At 60.1% G+C, this 16,108-nt stretch carries 9 protein-coding genes; 6 read left to right on the top strand and 3 right to left on the bottom strand.

From position 1 onward, the window contains the following. The first annotated feature begins 9 nt into the window (after positions 1–9). Positions 10–927, top strand: a complete 918-nt coding sequence (locus tag B195_RS11030) for a dihydrodipicolinate synthase family protein (protein ID WP_003445196.1) — start codon at positions 10–12, stop codon at positions 925–927. Between the two features lie 68 nt (positions 928–995). Next, the gene (gene abaF / locus B195_RS11025; RefSeq protein ID WP_003445191.1) at positions 996–2,390 is read left to right on the top strand and encodes a fosfomycin efflux MFS transporter AbaF; all 1,395 of its coding nucleotides are present in this window, start codon (positions 996–998) and stop codon (positions 2,388–2,390) included. A gap of 470 nt (positions 2,391–2,860) precedes the next feature. Here abaF and B195_RS11020 read toward each other — a convergent pair whose 3' ends face one another. The 3 genes from B195_RS11020 to B195_RS11010 all read right to left on the bottom strand — a co-directional run bounded on the left by B195_RS11020 (position 2,861) and on the right by B195_RS11010 (position 7,660). Further along, entirely contained in the window at positions 2,861–3,868 is a 1,008-nt protein-coding gene (locus B195_RS11020) for an Ldh family oxidoreductase (protein ID WP_003445189.1), read from the bottom strand. A 62-nt stretch (positions 3,869–3,930) separates the two neighbouring features. Continuing rightward, a complete protein-coding gene (gene mtlD / locus B195_RS11015; RefSeq protein ID WP_003445187.1) occupies positions 3,931–6,072 on the bottom strand; it encodes a bifunctional mannitol-1-phosphate dehydrogenase/phosphatase in 2,142 nt (713 codons plus the stop codon). A 568-nt stretch (positions 6,073–6,640) separates the two neighbouring features. Continuing rightward, entirely contained in the window at positions 6,641–7,660 is a 1,020-nt protein-coding gene (locus B195_RS11010; protein WP_003445185.1) for an alpha/beta fold hydrolase, read from the bottom strand. 127 nt (positions 7,661–7,787) lie between these two features. Between B195_RS11010 and B195_RS11005 the strand changes: the two genes are divergently transcribed. The 4 genes from B195_RS11005 (at position 7,788) to B195_RS10990 (ending at position 16,081) form a co-directional block, all read left to right on the top strand. Continuing rightward, a complete protein-coding gene (locus tag B195_RS11005; protein WP_003445183.1) occupies positions 7,788–9,980 on the top strand; it encodes a TonB-dependent siderophore receptor in 2,193 nt (730 codons plus the stop codon). A 255-nt stretch (positions 9,981–10,235) separates the two neighbouring features. After that, positions 10,236–11,480 carry a multidrug efflux RND transporter periplasmic adaptor subunit MexE gene (mexE, locus tag B195_RS11000; RefSeq protein ID WP_003445181.1) on the top strand — a complete coding sequence of 415 codons (1,245 nt, stop codon included), beginning with the start codon at positions 10,236–10,238 and terminating at the stop codon, positions 11,478–11,480. Positions 11,481–11,495: 15 nt separating this feature from the next. Continuing rightward, a complete protein-coding gene (locus tag B195_RS10995) occupies positions 11,496–14,675 on the top strand; it encodes an efflux RND transporter permease subunit (protein WP_003445180.1) in 3,180 nt (1,059 codons plus the stop codon). Then, positions 14,672–16,081 carry an efflux transporter outer membrane subunit gene (locus B195_RS10990; RefSeq protein ID WP_003445179.1) on the top strand — a complete coding sequence of 470 codons (1,410 nt, stop codon included), beginning with the start codon at positions 14,672–14,674 and terminating at the stop codon, positions 16,079–16,081. Before B195_RS10995 ends, B195_RS10990 begins: the two co-directional genes overlap by 4 nt. Positions 16,082–16,108: the final 27 nt, after the last annotated feature.

The raw sequence follows: 16,108 nt of genomic DNA, 5'->3' as shown, positions 1-16,108 counted from the left end.
CAACAGACAATGAGCAAACCCATAAACTGGAGTGGTGTCTTTCCAGCGGTAACCACTCAATTCAACGATGACTTCACAATCAACCTGGACAAGACCCACCAGGTGATTTCCAACGTCATCCGTGACGGCGTATCTGGTCTGGTGGTGTGCGGCTCGGTGGGGGAAAACACCTCGCTGAGCGCCGAAGAAAAAATCGCCGTGACCGAGGTTGCAGTGGCCGCCTCCGGCGGTCGGGTGCCGGTTATCTGTGGCGTTGCCGAGTTCACAAGCGTGCAAGCCGCCAAAGTGGCCAACGCGGTGCGCAAGGTCGGCGTTGACGGTGTGATGTTGATGCCGGCCCTGGTCTACGGTTCCAAGCCGTTCGAAACCGCCGAGCATTATCGCTACGTGGCCAAAAACGCCGACATTCCGCTGATGGTGTACAACAACCCGCCCATCTACAAAAACGACGTGACCCCGGAAATTCTTATCTCCCTGTCCGACTGCGACAACGTGGTGTGCTTCAAGGACTCGTCCGGCGACACCCGTCGTTTTATCGACATCCGCAATCAGGTGGGCGACCGCTTTGTGTTGTTCGCCGGTCTTGATGACGTGGTACTGGAAAGCCTGGCCGTGGGGGCTGAAGGCTGGGTCTCGGGGATGTCCAACGTGTTCCCCAAGGAAGGCGAGACGATTTTCCGCCTGGCCAAGGCCGGACGCTTTGCCGAAGCCATGCCGATCTATGAGTGGCTGATGCCGATTCTGCACCTGGATGCCCGTGCCGATCTGGTGCAGTGCATCAAGCTGTGCGAAGCGATTGCCGGGCGCGGCAGTGCGCTGACCCGCCCGCCGCGTCTGGCCCTGCCACAGGCTGATCGCGAGTATGTGGAACAGATCATGGCCAAGGCCCTGGCCAACCGTCCGCATCTGCCGGACGTCGGTCTTTAAGTGATTGCCGGGGGGCTCTGACTGCCCGCCCGGCTGCCCGTTTTAGCGCACCTACAGGAAGTGCCAGCATGTCCACTCAATCCTCTCACGCAACCACCAGCCCTGCGGGACTCAAACGTGTCGTGGCCGCAGCCATGGCCGGTACCGTCGCCGAATGGTATGAATTTTTTCTGTATGGCACCGCCTCGGCACTGGTCTTCGGCCAGTTGTTTTTCCGCCAGACCGACAGCCCGATCGACGGCATCATCGCGGCCTTTGCCCTGTATGCAGTGGGCTTTCTCGCCCGGCCGATCGGCGGCCTGGTATTCGGTCACTATGGTGACAAGTTCGGCCGCAAACGCCTGTTGCAACTGAGCCTGGTGGTGGTCGGCATCACCACCTTCCTGATGGGCTGCCTGCCCGGCTTCGATACCATTGGCTACGCCGCACCGGTGCTGCTGGTGTTGCTGCGGCTGATCCAGGGCTTCGCCTTTGGCGGGGAATGGGGCGGCGCCATTCTGCTGGTTTCAGAGCACTGCCCGGATAACCGCCGGGGCTTTTGGGCCAGTTGGCCGCAAGCCGGAGTTCCCGCCGGCAACCTGGTGGCTACCGTGGCGTTGCTGCTGTTGTCGACCACGCTTTCGGAGGAGCAATTCCTCTCCTGGGGCTGGCGTGTAGCCTTCTGGTTCTCGGCGGTGGTGGTGCTGATCGGCTACTGGATTCGTACCAGCGTCGACGATGCGCCCATCTTCAAGGAAGCCCAGGCCCGTCAGGCCCAAAACAAACAGCAGGAACTCGGGGTGATTGAAGTGCTGCGTCACCACTGGCGCTCCGTGCTGGTGGGTATCGGTGCGCGGTTTGCAGAAAACATTCTGTACTACACCGTCGTGACCTTCTCGATCACCTACCTCAAGCTGGTGGTGCACAAGGACACCTCCGAGATTCTGTTTTTGATGTTCGGCGCGCACCTGCTGCACTTTTTCATGATCCCGCTGATGGGTTACCTGTCTGACCTGGTGGGACGTAAACCGGTGTATCTGGTCGGGGCGGTGCTCACCGGGTTCTGGGGCTTTGTCGGATTTCCGATGATGGACACCGGCAATAACTGGCTGATCATGGCGGCCATCACATTGGGCCTGGCGATAGAGTCGATGACCTATGCCCCCTATTCGGCGTTGATGGCCGAGATGTTCCCGACCCATGTGCGCTACACCGCGCTTTCGCTGTGCTATCAGGTGGCGCCGATTTTCGCCGGTTCACTGGCACCGCTGATCGCGATTACCCTGCTCAACAAGTACCACAGCTCGACGCCGATCGCCTGGTATCTGGTGGGAGCGGCGCTGATCTCGATTGTGGCTGTGGGCCTGACCCGTGAAACCCGGGGCAAGTCGTTGCATCAAGTGGATGCGGAATCGGCGGCGCGCATATCCGCGCTGGATGGCAATGCACAGACCACAGCCCGTCGTGGAGACTCACTGGCCTGAAGTACGGCGGTGAAACCTTTGAAATCCTGAAACATTTGAAACCTTGAACTGTAGGAGCGAGCTTGTCTCGCGAGCTTTTCATCGAAATGACAAAAAGCTCGCGAGGCAAGCTCGCTCCTACAGACAAGCTCGCTCCTGCAGAAGACGAGCTCGTTTGGGTTGATTGGGCAAGTCGCTGCATCAGGTAGATGCGGAATCGGCTGCACGCATATCCGCGCTGGATGGCAATGCACAGACCACAGCCCGTCGTGGAGACTCACTGGCCTGAAGTACAGCGTTGAAACCGTTGAACCGTTGAACCGTTGAACCGTTGAACTGTAGGAGCGAGCTTGTCTCGCGAGCTTTTCATCGCAATGACAAAAAGCTCGCGAGGCAAGCTCGCTCCTACAGACAGGCTCGCTCCTACAGGCAAGCTCGCTCCTGCAGACAGGCTCGCTCCTGCAGAAGACGAGCTCGTTTGGAGTGATGGCTCAGGATTTCAGCGCCAGCAGGTCGTGGTACAGGGCTTCGGGAATCTGTACCCCTTCCACCAGGCTGCGCGCCCGGGCTTCATAACGGCGCTGCGACGGCAATCGTGCTCCCTGCCCTTCGATACTTTCGAACAACACCTCGGCCCGGGCCAGATGCTGCTCGGTGGCGGCCCCCAGAAAACGCTGCGGATCCAATGCGATGATCAATTCACCATGGTACGGCGACGACTTGCTCCCCGCGTCCCAAGCCAGTGACTCGGCACTGGTCAGGTCACCGATCAAGGGCCCGGCAATCAGTTCCACCATCGCCGCCAGCGCCGAGCCCTTGTGCCCGCCAAACGTGAGCATCGCTCCCGAGTCCAGTACCACATTGGCATCAGTGCTGGACTGGCCATGGGCATCAACCCCCCAGCCCTCGGGAATTGCCTTGCCTGCCCGTCGGTGCAACTCGATATCGCCACGGGCGATGGCGCTGGTGGCGAAGTCGAATACAAACGGATCCTTGCCCGCACGTGGCCAGCCGAAGGCAATCGGGTTGGTGCCGAATACCGGCTGGCTCCCGCCCGCCGGCGCAACCCAGGCATGGCTCGGGTTACAGGCCAGCGCCACCAGACCGGCAGCGGTCAATTGTTCGATCTCCACCCACAATGCGGAAAAATGCACACAACGATTGATCGCCAGTGCGGCAATCCCGTTGGCCCGGGTCTTCTCTTGCAGTAACGGCAAACCCGCCTGAAACGCCAGCTGGGAAAAACCTCCCGCTGCATCCACCCGAACAATGGAAGGTGCCTGGTCGATCACCCGGGGTTCGGCATCGGCCGAGACCTTGCCCGCACGCAGTGAATTGACACAGCCCAGCACCCGATACAGGCCGTGGGAAGCGCAACCATCGCGCTCCCCGGCAAGTACCGTGTCACTCACTGCGCGGGCATGGGCCGGATTGAAACCGTTATGCAACAGGATGGATTCGGCCAGCTCTTTGGCTTGGACCAGGGACAGTCGGATCATGATCATCTCCTTGAACAGACCCACCAGACTGGCCCATTCAAGGCGTTGCGCGCTTGATTGCTTTAGGCCTGGGCCATGACGAATTCAGCACAGTCCGGTTCCATGGCCGCCAGGCTCCGGAAATGCCCGGAGATGGCCTCGATCAGTTCGCCGTCCTTGACCGGATCCAGCCCCGGATACGGTCGGCCGTTGTAATTTGCACTGTAGGTCAGCACCGTCTCGACACTGCCGCTGTCTTGATACAGGGTGCGCATCAACTGGCTTTCCTGATCCTTGCTGTCTGTGGAACGCAGCGCGTAATGAAGCGCCAGGGCGCTGCCAAACTCCAGGGCGCTGCAGTCGATGCCATGTTTCTTGGCCAGATCGATGCTGCGGAAAATCCGCTCGTTGCGCTGCAGTTTACGCAGCGGATCACGGCCGACGCGGGTACAGGGGTCCTTGAACGAGGTGTTACAGCGCGCGAGAAATGTGTTCGAGAAACTCTCGACAGCTTGCGCCATGTGCGGGTATTCGGCCACCAGGGCCGGGCCCACTTCCTGACGAATCAAGCGCTCGGCCAGAGCACTGACCCGCGGGTCGCCCATGGCCTGCCCCAACCACGAATAGCCCAGGCGGCTGGCGTACCAGGCAATGATGGCGTGGGGGCCGTTCCACAACAGGTTTTTCATCACCTGGGTCTGGGTGATGTCGTCAACTGTCCTGACCTGGCGCAGACGCTCCAGCAGGTTACTGCAGCGTTCGGCATACAACGGCATGTCCGACTCGCTGTTGAACAGGATCAAATGCAACTGGCTCAGTGCATTGCTGGACTGGGCAAATGGCCGAAAGCGGCTGATCAGGCGTTCGTATTCCGGCACCGGGGTTTTCGGGCTTGCCGTGGGTACGACGGTGTCGTCAGTCAGGCTGTTCTGGAAGATTTTCGACTTGATACGCAACTGGCGCACCAGCGACTCGTTGGACAGCTTGGAGACAATGCGACTGACCACGGTTTCTGCAAAGTGGGTGTTATCCAGAATTTTCTGGCACAGGTGCGGTGCAACCAGCAGTTCGAGCTGGGCTCGCACATGGCGGCGGACAAAGTCCGCGCCGCCGACCTTGTTCAACACAATCAGAATCGTCAACTCACGCCCGCGTCGCTCAAAGCGCCGGATCAAACCCCTGGCAATGACGTCCGCCTGTTTGCGGATCGCGGTTTCCGGCAGGCTCAGCCCGACTATTTCAGCTTCGTCGTACATGCGGATCACCTCTTGGGCGTCATCCATGTCGATCATTCTGAGGTTTTCAATGGTCTGGTCGAACGAGGTCGCACCATAGCGCACGCTGAAGCGGCCAAAGGCCTGGATGGTGTCGCGCAGCATCCGCGAACGGGTGGCCGCGATAATCTCGCAAGGCCGGGTGTAGCCATCCCAGTGGGAGAAAATCTGCGTCAGGTAGCCACCGCCCATGGCCCCGAAACCGTGGATGCCGACACTGAATTGATTGAGGGCCTGGGGGAAACTCTCGTTCAGTTCGGGGGTGCCCAGATCCGGCATGCATTGGTTGAGGTCGCCCAGAAACCCGTGCATGTTCTGGTACGCCTTCAGCGCACCGGCCTTCACTTCGGCTGCCGGAGGCTTGATGTCTTCGATCAGGATCGGCTGCCCTTCGGCACGAATCGCCGACAACAGGCCGTTCTCGGAGTCTTCGAGCATCAGGCAGTGGCCCGGCAGGCAATTGAGCGCACTGGCGGCCTTGAGGAAAATCTCGGGGTGGGGCTTGCCCTGCTCCACTTCATCGCCGCAAACGGTGACGTCGAAGTACTTCAGTACGTTGGCATTGATCAGGTATTCCTCGGCGATGGCGCGGCGGCTCGAGGTGGCCACGGCCATGGTCAGGCCATACTTGCGCAAGCGCTCGAGCACTTCGAGCAAACCGTCCTTGATCGGCACGCCATGGTTACGCACATGGGCCAGTTCAAGTTCATCGGCGCGCTGGCGGACCGCAGCGTAAGGGAAATCTTCACCATGATTGGCCTTGGCCAGCGCTTCGGCCTTGCGGGCACTCAGGCCCAGAGAACCGATCAGGGTTTCTTCGCTCAATGGCGTGCCGTAAATCTCGAGCGCGGCCTGTTTGAGGGTCTTGAAGCGCAGGCGTTCGGTGTCAAACATGGTGCCGTCCATATCGAAGATGGCACTGAAAATTCTTTTACCCTGGAAATAAATCATGGCTCGTGAGTCCTTGTAGCGCGGCGCCTGGTCATGGGTAACCAAACGCTGTCGTGACCTGCAGCTGGCTGGTGCCAGGGATGTCGGGTCAGAAAGTGAGGGGATCAGATAAAAATGCCGGGCAACAGCGCATCCCGTTAAAAACGGATGCAAACACGCCGGGTCGGCTGGCGATCAGAAAAAATCTGGAGGGGGGACGTAGCAGTGGCGCCAGTCAGCACAGCTGGCGGGCAAACAACGGGGTGGAATCAAGAGTGCATAGAGGCGGGAGACAAACCCTGTCGCTGCAAGAATGCAGCCTTTGACGTGAGGCCCACACTGCGCAATCAGGGATGCGTAATGTGAGCCGGACTGGCGATTGATACGTGTGATTCCATCCATAGGGAGCTGTAATTTCCTGTAATACGATTGGATACCCTTTTAGCTATAACGCACTTGGAGGCTCTAAATCAAGGAGTGATCCTGGATTGATCACTCGCTTGATCCTGATTTGGTCCTCGTTTGATCATGGGCAGTCGCTAACCAGGCACGAAGGCTGCGAGCCTTTGGCACAGCGCCGGGTTTGGGGTCAACCCTGGAGGTTCAACTGCTCCACCAGCACCTTGTTGAAGGCCGCCGGGTCTTCCATTTGCGGGGCGTGGCCCATGCCCGGGAATTCAATCAGCCTGGCCCCGGGAATCAGTTTGGCTGCCTGTTTGCCCAGCACTTTGTAGTCACCGATTCTGGCCTTCACTTGCGCTGAAGCAATATCACTGCCGATGGCGGTGGTGTCAGCATCGCCGATCAATAACAGGGTTGGCACCTTGAGTTCCGGCAGTTCGTAAAACACCGGCTGGGTGAAAATCATGTCGTAGATCAACGCCGAGTTCCACGCCACCCGTTTGTGCCCCGGCCCCTTGTTCAGACCCGCCAGCATGTCCACCCAACGATCGTACTCGGGCTTCCAGTGCCCGGCGTAATAGGTACTTTGCTCGTACTGGCGAATACCTTCGGCACTGAGTTTCAGTTCCCGTGCGTACCACTGGTCAACACTGCGCCATGGCACGCCGAGGGCTTTCCAGTCCTCCAGACCGATTGGATTGACCAGCACCAGCTGCTCGGTTTGCGGGGCGTACTGCAGTGCATAGCGGGTACCCAGCATGCCGCCGGTGGAGTGGCCGATGATGCTGGCCTTGTCCACCCCGAGGCTGTCGAGCAAGGCATGGGTATTAGCCGACAATTGCTGAAAGCTGTATTGATAACTGGCCGGTTTGCTCGAGGTGCAAAAACCGATCTGGTCCGGCGCCACGACCCGGTAACCCGCCGCGCTCAGGGCCTTGATGCTGTCGCCCCAGGTGGCTGCGCAGAAGTTCTTGCCGTGCAGCAGCACCGCCGTATGGCCATTGGCAGGCCCCGTGGGGGCAACGTCCATGTAGCCCATCTGCAGGGTCTGGCCCTGGGAATCAAAGTTGAAGTGATGCAGCGGGTACGGGTACTCGAAGCCTTGCAGTTGCTCGCCATAGACCGGGGCGGAAGCGGAAGGCGCCGCCAGCGCCTGCAAGGGCAAGCTGCAGGCCAGTACCAGGCATGAGCGTAGAAAAAATGGCATGCGCAATTCCTCAAAAAGACCGGAGCGTCACATTGCACCATTAACCCAAGGTTAAGTAGCGTCTGTATGATGGCGCGCCTGTGAACAGGCCCTGCACCCAAGGCCGCCCATCATTCAGGAGTTTTGCATGAACAGGCTTCACCGGACTTTCAACCAGGGAGAGTCCGCCCCGCGGTTCACGCTCAACCTGCTGACCCTTGGCCTGTTACTGTCCAGCGCAGTGCCGGTGGCCCACGGCGCCAATACCGAGTTGCCGGCGACCGCCGTGACCGCTGAAGACAACGCCGGCTATCAGGCCGACAGCGCCTGGGTCGGCGGTTTCGAAGCGGCACCCCTGCTGGATACCCCGGCGGCGATTTCAGTCTTTACCGACGCGCTGATCAAGGATCAACAAGCCCGCCTGCTCAGCGATGTATTGAGCAACGACGCTTCGGTGGGTGAAAGCTATGCGCCCATTGGTTATTACCAGAATTTCGTGGTCCGCGGCTTCTCGTTGAATTCGGCCAGCAGCTACAAGATCAATGGCCGCACCATCACCGGCGAGCAAAACGTCGGCCTGGAAAACAAGCAGCAGGTGGAATTGCTCAAGGGTCTGTCCGGCCTGCAAAGCGGCGTGTCCGAGCCAGGTGGCGTAGTCAATTACGTGACCAAGCGTGCCGCGGATGTACGCTCCGTCACGGTCTCCACCGATGATCGCGGCAGTGGTTATCTGGCCACCGATGTGGGGGGCTGGTTCGGCAGCGAGCAGCAGTTCGGACTGCGTGCCAATCTCGCCCATGAGGACATCCACTCCTACGTCGAACATGCCAATGGCCAGCGTGATTTCGCCGCTGTGGCTTTCGACTGGAACATCAGCCCCGACGCCCTGCTGCAACTGGATGTGGAGTACCAAAACAAGGAGCAGCGTTCGGTGCCGGGCTATCAATTGCTCGGCGGCACCGAACTGCCGCACCACGCTTCACCGAAAAAGCTGCTGGCTCACCAGAGCGGCTCCAAACCTGTAACCATTGATTCGCTGAACATCAACGGCAACTTTGAGTACCGCTTCACCGATAACTGGAAAGGCAGCCTGAGCGCCTCACGCAGCAAAGTGGTGATCGATGATTACAGTTCATTTGCCTGGGGTTGTTATGGCGCCGCCAGTTGTGCCGGCAGCGCAGTACCCAACTACTTCAGCCCCGAAGGCAATTACGATATCTATGACTTCCGCAGCCCCGACGACACCCGGCGCAATGATGAAGTGCAGGCAGCACTCAGCGGTGTGTTTGATACCGGCGGCATCGGCCATGAACTGACAGTGGGCAGCAGCGCGTTCCGCCGTGTGGTGGATCAGCGCGAGCTGATCAACGAGATGATCGGCAGCGGCAATATCGACAGTGAACCCGAGAACTTTGCGCGCTATGACGGGCCGGTCGAGGACAGCTATCGACGTCTGGACAGCCGCCAGTACGGGCTGTTCTTCAACGACCGGATCAGTTTTAACCAACAATGGCAGACCGTGCTCGGTGGCCGTGAAGTGCTGCTGGACGAACGCACCTTCGACGACCAGGGCGACACCAGCCGCCATACCCGGCGCTATGAATTCCTGCCCCAGGCCGCACTGATCTACAAACCCGTGCCGAACCTGTCGTTGTATACCCGTTACAGCAAGGGCCTGGCCCTGGGTGGCACGGCACCCTGGTTTGCCAGCAATGCTTTTGAAACCCTCGCCCCCACCCTGTCACGGCAAATTGAAGCAGGGGTCAAGTACGACTGGCGGCGTATCAGCCTGAGCGCGACGCTGTTCCAGATCCGTCAGGACTACCAATATGCCCGCCCCGACGCCACTGCGGGTGCATTCACCTATGTGCAGCAGGGCGAACAGAAAAATACCGGCCTGGAGCTGGCGGCCAACGGTTGGGCCAGTGAGCGCTTGCAGGTATCGGCCAGTGTGACGGCGATCCGCGCCCGGGTGACAGGCAGCGGTACGCCCGAGTATGAAGGCCATCAAACCATCAACGTGCCGACCCTGCGCGCCAGTCTTTATGGTGATTACGCCCTGCCCTGGGTCGATGGCCTGGCCCTGCTCGGCGGGATGCAATACAGCGGCAAAAAATACGCCAGCCAACAGGGCGGTGTGCAGGCTGGCAGTTACGCCATCTTCAATATCGGCAGCCGCTACAGCACCCGTATCGAGGGTTATGACACCGTGTTCCGGCTCACCGTCGACAACCTGTTCGACAAGCGCTACTGGCGCGATGTGGGTGAGTACATGGGCGACAACTATGTATTCCAGGGCGCGCCGCTGACCGCCCGCCTGAGTGCTTCGATCAACTTCTGAAGCATTGACCGCACCTGTAGGAGCGAGCCTGCTCGCGAGCTCTTCGCTGGCATTTTTGAGAGCTCGCTCCTACAGATGGTTCAGGCCCATGACGAAGAATTTAATTGATAGCTCCCTAACAAAAGGCGCAAGCTAGAGGGCTTGGCCGGGCTTTGTATCATTCTGAATGATATTGATCTTCGCTGGGTTCGATTCGTTCCCCGGCCCTCGCGCCAGCATTATCCGCCCATCTCAATAGATTGGCGGACTCCCCCCATGGAACAGTCACTTAAACATTTGCGCTTCCCACTCGCGGCCCTGGCCATCGTGGTGATGAGCGCATGCGGCAAAACTCCACAAGCGACTGCTCCTGCTCCCGCTGCCAAAGTCAGTGTGGCCAAAGTGCTGGAACAGCCGGTCAATGAATGGGACGAGTTCACCGGGCGCCTTGAAGCTCCGCAGACCGTTGAAATTCGTCCACGGGTGTCGGGCCAGATTGATCAGGTCGCCTTCACTGAGGGCGCCCTGGTGAAAAAGGGCGACCTGTTGTTCCAGATCGATCCGCGTCCGTTCCAGGCCGAAGTGCGTCGTCTTGAAGCCGAGGTGCAACAGGCCCGCGCCAACGCCACCCGTACCGACAACGAAGCCCAGCGCGGCGAACGCCTGCGCCAGAGCAATGCGATTTCCGCAGAACTGGCCGACTCGCGCACCACCGCCTCCCAGGCCGCCCGCGCCGGGGTCTCGGCCATTCAGGCACAACTGGACCTGGCCAAACTCAACCTCAGCTTCACCCGTGTGACTTCGCCAATCAGTGGCCGGGTCAGCCGTGCCGAAATCACTGCGGGCAACATCGTCACCGCTGATGTCACGCCGCTGACCAGTGTGGTCTCCACCGACAAGGTGTATGCCTACTTCGACGCTGACGAACGGGTATTCCTCAAATACGCGCAACTTGCCCGCCAGGGCCAGCGCGGTCAGAGCACCCCGGTTTACCTGGGCCTGTCCAACGAAGACGGCAACCCGCACCTGGGCCAGATGAACTTCGTCGACAACCAGGTCAACCCGAAGACCGGCACCATCCGCGGCCGTGCCGTGTTCGATAACGCCGACGGCAGCTTCACCCCGGGCCTGTATGCGCGCCTCAAACTGGTGGGCAGCGGCACCTACGAAGCGGTGTTGATCAATGACGAAGCCGTCGGTACCGACCTGGGCAAGAAATTCGTGCTGGTCATGGACGGCGCCAATAACACTACCTACCGCTCCGTTGACCTGGGACCGAAAATCGAAGGCCTGCGCATTGTTCGCAGCGGCCTGAACAAGGGCGACACCATCATCGTCAAGGGCCTGCAACGGGTGCGCCCGGGTTCACCGGTCACCCCTGAAGTGATTCCGATGGCCAGCGAACAGACCCTCGCCGCACTGGCACAACAACGACAAGCCCTGGAAGCCAGCAACCTGTCCCCAGCCAAGCCCGCCAATGGCGCGCCGAAGCTGGCCAGCGTCGCGACTCCTCGCGGTTAAGGGACGATAACTCCGATGAATTTTTCCCAGTTCTTCATTCAGCGGCCGATTTTCGCCGCCGTGCTTTCCTTGCTGATCCTGATTGCGGGCAGCATTTCGCTGTTCCAGTTGCCCATCAGTGAATACCCCGAAGTGGTGCCGCCGACCGTTGTGGTACGGGCCAACTTCCCCGGGGCCAACCCCAAAGTGATAGGTGAAACCGTCGCCGCGCCGCTGGAACAGGCGATTACCGGTGTCGAGAACATGCTCTACATGTCGTCTCAGTCCACCGCTGACGGCAAGATCACCCTGACCATCACCTTTGCCCTGGGTACCGACCTGGACAACGCTCAGGTGCAGGTGCAGAACCGTGTGACCCGTACCGAGCCCAAGCTTCCCGAAGAAGTGACACGCATCGGGATCACGGTGGACAAGGCTTCGCCCGACCTGACCATGGTTGTGCACTTGACCTCGCCGGACCAGCGCTACGACATGCTGTACCTGTCCAACTACGCCATCCTCAACATCAAGGATGAACTGGCCCGCCTCGGCGGGGTTGGCGACGTGCAGTTGTTCGGCATGGGCGATTACTCGTTGCGGGTGTGGCTCGATCCGAACAAGACCGCTTCGCGCAATCTGACGGCCACCGATGTGGTCAACGCGATCCGCGAGCAAAACCGTCAGGTGGCTGCCGGCGCCCTGGGTGCACCCCCTGCCCCGAATGCCACCAGCTTCCAGCTGTCGGTCAATACCCAGGGCCGTCTGGTGTCCGAAGAAGAGTTCGAGAACATCATCATTCGCGCTGGCGATGACGGTGAAATCACTCGTCTCAAGGACATTGCCCGGGTTGAACTGGGCTCCAGCCAATACGCCCTGCGCTCCCTGCTGAACAATCAACCGGCGGTGGCGATCCCGATTTTCCAGCGTCCGGGTTCCAACGCCATCGATATTTCCAATGAAGTTCGGGCCAAGATGGCCGAGCTGAAGAAGAACTTCCCGCAAGGCATGGACTTCAGCATCGTTTATGACCCGACGATCTTTGTTCGCGGCTCCATCGAGGCGGTGGTTCACACCCTGTTCGAAGCGCTGATTCTGGTGGTGCTGGTGGTGATCCTGTTCCTGCAGACCTGGCGGGCGTCGATCATTCCGCTGGTGGCGGTGCCGGTATCGCTGATCGGTACCTTTGCCGTGATGCACATGTTCGGCTTCTCACTCAACGCCCTGTCGCTGTTCGGACTGGTGCTGGCGATCGGGATCGTGGTCGACGATGCGATTGTGGTGGTGGAGAACGTCGAGCGAAATATCGGCCTGGGGCTGACCCCGGTGGAAGCCACCAAGCGCGCCATGCGTGAAGTGACCGGGCCCATCATCGCCACTGCGCTGGTGCTGTGTGCGGTGTTTATCCCGGCCGCCTTTATCTCCGGACTGACCGGGCAGTTCTACAAGCAGTTCGCCCTGACCATCGCGATTTCGACGGTGATCTCGGCCTTCAACTCGTTGACCCTGTCGCCAGCCCTTGCCGCGGTATTGCTCAAGAGCCACGACGCGCCGAAAGACCGCTTCTCCAGAGTGCTCGACACGCTGTTCGGCGGCTGGCTGTTCCGCCCGTTCAACCGCTTCTTTGACCGTGCCAGCCATACCTATGTCGGTACCGTGGCACGGGTGATCCGCAGCAGTGGCATTGCCCTGATCCTGTACGCCGGGCTGATGGTGCTGACCTTCTTCGGTTTCTCCAACACCCCGACCGGGTTCGTCCCCGGCCAGGACAAGCAATACCTGGTGGCCTTCGCCCAACTGCCGGATGCGGCGAGCCTGGACCGCACCGAAGACGTGATCAAACGCATGTCCGACCTGGCCCTGAAACAGCCCGGGGTAGAAAGTGCAGTGGCGTTCCCGGGGCTGTCGATCAACGGTTTCACCAACAGCCCCAACGCCGGCATCGTCTTCGTAACCCTTAAACCGTTCAACGAACGCAAAGACCCGAGCATGTCTGCCGGTGCCATTGCCGGTGCACTGAACGGCAAGTTCAGCGGCATTGAAGAAGCCTATATGGCGATCTTCCCGCCGCCGCCGGTACAGGGCCTGGGCACCATCGGTGGTTTCCGTCTGCAAATCGAAGACCGGGGCAACCTGGGCTATGACGAGCTGTACAAAGAAACCATGAACATCATCAACAAAAGCCACAACGTGCCGGAACTGGCCGGGCTGTTCACCAGCTACACGGTGAACGTGCCACAGGTCGATGCCGCCATCGACCGGGAAAAAGCCAAGACCCACGGCGTGGCCGTCAGCGACATCTTCGATACCCTGCAGATCTACCTGGGCTCGCTGTATGCCAACGACTTCAACCGTTTCGGTCGTACTTATCAGGTCAACGTTCAGGCCGAGCAGCAGTTCCGCCTGGAGCCGGATCAGATCGGTCAGTTGAAAGTGCGTAACAACAAGGGCGAGATGATCCCGCTGGCCACCTTTATCAAGGTCAGCGACACCTCGGGCCCGGATCGGGTGATGCACTACAACGGCTTTATCACCGCTGAAATCAACGGTGCCGCGGCACCCGGCTACAGCTCCGGCCAGGCCGAAAAAGCCATCGAGAAACTGCTCAAGGAAGAACTGCCCAACGGCATGACCTACGAATGGACCGACCTGACCTACCAGCAGATTCTGTCCGGTAACACAGCGCTGTTCGTGTTCCCGCTCTGCGTATTGCTGGCGTTCCTGGTACTCGCGGCCCAGTACGAAAGCTGGAGCCTGCCGCTGGCGGTGATCCTGATCGTGCCCATGACCCTGTTGTCGGCCATTACCGGGGTGATTGCTTCGGGGGGTGACAACAACATCTTCACCCAGATCGGATTGATCGTACTGGTGGGTCTGGCGTGCAAGAACGCGATTCTGATTGTCGAGTTTGCCAAGGACAAGCAGGAAGAAGGCATGAGCCCGCTGGATGCGGTACTGGAAGCCTGCCGTCTGCGGTTGCGGCCGATCCTGATGACCTCCTTCGCCTTCATCATGGGTGTGGTGCCACTGGTGTTCTCCAGCGGTGCCGGTGCTGAAATGCGCCACGCCATGGGTGTCGCGGTGTTCTCCGGGATGTTGGGTGTGACCTTCTTCGGCCTGCTGCTGACGCCGGTGTTTTATGTATTGATCCGCCGCTATGTGGAGCGCAGTGAAGCGCGCAAGGCGGCCAGGCACCTCAAGCTGGAGTCGCAACAATGAGCCTGAAAGTCTTTATGCCAAGTCTGCTGGTGCTGGCCTTGAGTGCCTGCGCCGTAGGCCCGGACTACAAAACCCCGGTCACTGAGCCGGCACAGATCAGTGCCGACAACCTCAAGGGGTTTGACCGGGCCCATTATGAAGGCATCTGGTGGCAGCAATTCGACGATCCGACCCTCAACCAGTTGGTGACGCAGTCGCTCAACGGTAACCGCGAGCTGCGCGTGGCTTTTGCTCGCCTGCGCGCGGCCCGGGCCATTCGCGATGACGTCAGCAATGACGCCATGCCGACCATTACCAGCCGCGCCAGCAGCGATGTGGGCAAAGGCCAGATACCTGGCCAGACCGAAAAACGGGTCAACAGTGAGCGGTATGACCTGGGGCTGGACATGGCCTGGGAGATCGACCTGTTTGGCCGTATCCAGCGCGAACTGGAAGCCAGTGACGCCGACGAACAGGCCGCAGCGGCGGACTTGTATCAACTGCAAGTGACCATGATTGCCGAGCTGGTGGATGCCTACGGTGAACTGCGCGGCGCGCAACTGCGTGAGCGGATCGCCCTGGACAACCTGAAAAACCAGCAAGACTCCAAAGCCATCACCCAAAGCCTGCGTGATGCCGGGGTCGGTGATGAACTGGACGTGATGCGGGCTGATGCGCGTCTGGCCGCAGTTGAGGCCAGCGTGCCGCAACTGCAGGCCGAGCAGGTGCGCGAGCGCAACCGTATCGCCACCTTGCTGGGCCAACGGCCTGAGCAACTGAGTGTGGACCTGGGGCCCAAGCAGCTGCCGGCCATTGCCAAGGCGCTGAATATCGGCAACCCCGGCGACCTGCTGCAGCGTCGGCCCGACATCATGAGTGCCGAGCGCAAGCTGGCGGCGGCCACTGCCCGGATCGGCGTGGCCAAGGCTGATTTGTTCCCTCGGGTCAGCCTCAGCGGTTTCCTCGGTTTCACCGCCGGGCGTGGTTCGCAGATCGGTTCGGCGGCGGCCAATGCCTGGGCACTGGGCCCGCGCATCACCTGGCCGGCGTTTGATCTGGGCAGCGTGCGGGCACGTCTGCGCGGGGCCGACGCTGAGGCCGATGGCGCACTGGCCAGTTACGAGCAGCAAGTGCTGCTGGCGCTGGAAGAGTCAGAGAATGCCTTCAGCGACTATGGCAAACGTCAGCAGCGCCTGGTTTCGCTGATTCGCCAAAGCGAGTCCAGCCGCGCGGCGGCCGACCTGGCGGCAATACGTTATCGCGAAGGGACGGTGGACTTTCTGGTGTTGCTCGATGCCCAGCGCGAGCGTCTGGCGGCCGAAGACAGCCAGGCCCAGGCCGAGGTTGAGTTGTATCGCGGTGTAGTGGCCATTTACAAAGCCCTGGGCGGCGGCTGGCAAGCAGAGACCGTCGCCAGCGCCCATTGATTTAACAGCAGTTTCAAGAGCTCCTTT

Origin of the sequence: Pseudomonas sp. Lz4W, assembly GCF_000346225.2 — a bacterium.
In the GTDB taxonomy this organism is placed as follows: Bacteria; Pseudomonadota; Gammaproteobacteria; order Pseudomonadales; family Pseudomonadaceae; genus Aquipseudomonas; species Aquipseudomonas paraversuta.
Note: the sequence above shows the minus strand (reverse complement) of the source record. Positions and strands in the feature narration are given on the sequence as shown.

What these genes read in the sequence shown, in the direction of transcription:
- B195_RS11030 (WP_003445196.1), top strand. Translation starts at nt 10, where the DNA reads ATGAGCAAACCCATAAACTGGAGTGGTGTCTTTCCAGCGGTAACCACT.
- abaF (WP_003445191.1), top strand. Translation starts at nt 996, where the DNA reads ATGTCCACTCAATCCTCTCACGCAACCACCAGCCCTGCGGGACTCAAA.
- B195_RS11020 (WP_003445189.1), bottom strand. Translation starts at nt 3,868, where the DNA reads ATGATCCGACTGTCCCTGGTCCAAGCCAAAGAGCTGGCCGAATCCATC.
- mtlD (WP_003445187.1), bottom strand. Translation starts at nt 6,072, where the DNA reads ATGATTTATTTCCAGGGTAAAAGAATTTTCAGTGCCATCTTCGATATG.
- B195_RS11010 (WP_003445185.1), bottom strand. Translation starts at nt 7,660, where the DNA reads ATGCCATTTTTTCTACGCTCATGCCTGGTACTGGCCTGCAGCTTGCCC.
- B195_RS11005 (WP_003445183.1), top strand. Translation starts at nt 7,788, where the DNA reads ATGAACAGGCTTCACCGGACTTTCAACCAGGGAGAGTCCGCCCCGCGG.
- mexE (WP_003445181.1), top strand. Translation starts at nt 10,236, where the DNA reads ATGGAACAGTCACTTAAACATTTGCGCTTCCCACTCGCGGCCCTGGCC.
- B195_RS10995 (WP_003445180.1), top strand. Translation starts at nt 11,496, where the DNA reads ATGAATTTTTCCCAGTTCTTCATTCAGCGGCCGATTTTCGCCGCCGTG.
- B195_RS10990 (WP_003445179.1), top strand. Translation starts at nt 14,672, where the DNA reads ATGAGCCTGAAAGTCTTTATGCCAAGTCTGCTGGTGCTGGCCTTGAGT.